Genomic DNA, 388 nt, shown 5'->3' on the forward strand with positions numbered 1-388 from the left:
AGCCAGATCTCGTCGCCGGCCGCGGGCGCGTGCCAGGTGGCCCCGGCGTCGTCGCTGATCGACCACCCGTCCGACGGCTGATACCCGGTGTGGTCGTCGGGCCGACCGGCGAGGAGTCGCCCGTCCACCGCCGCCGCCTGCCCCGCCTCCGGGTAGTGCGCGGCGCTGGTGGCGGCCACCCCGAGCACGGCGACCGGCAGGACGACCAGCAAGCGGACCAGCCGCGCGGATCTCCGCCGTATCGGCTCCCGCCGCGCTCGGCGCCAGGCCCACCAGGCAAGTCCCAGGGCCGGCAGGGCGACCAGGTCGGTACGGTCGGCGCGCACCAGAGACGGGCCGCCGACCGCGCCCCACCCCGCCGAGGCGGCGGCCGCCGCCCACCCACTCG

At 78.6% G+C, this 388-nt stretch carries 1 protein-coding gene; it reads right to left on the minus strand.

Annotation, left to right across the window (positions count from 1 at the left end; all coding sequences use genetic code 11):
* On the minus strand, positions 1-388 hold a 388-nt coding region (locus EAD98_RS30790), incomplete at both ends, for a hypothetical protein (RefSeq protein WP_199723151.1).

Source organism: Micromonospora sp. CV4 (assembly GCF_003667455.1).
Classification (GTDB): Bacteria; Actinomycetota; Actinomycetes; order Mycobacteriales; family Micromonosporaceae; genus Micromonospora.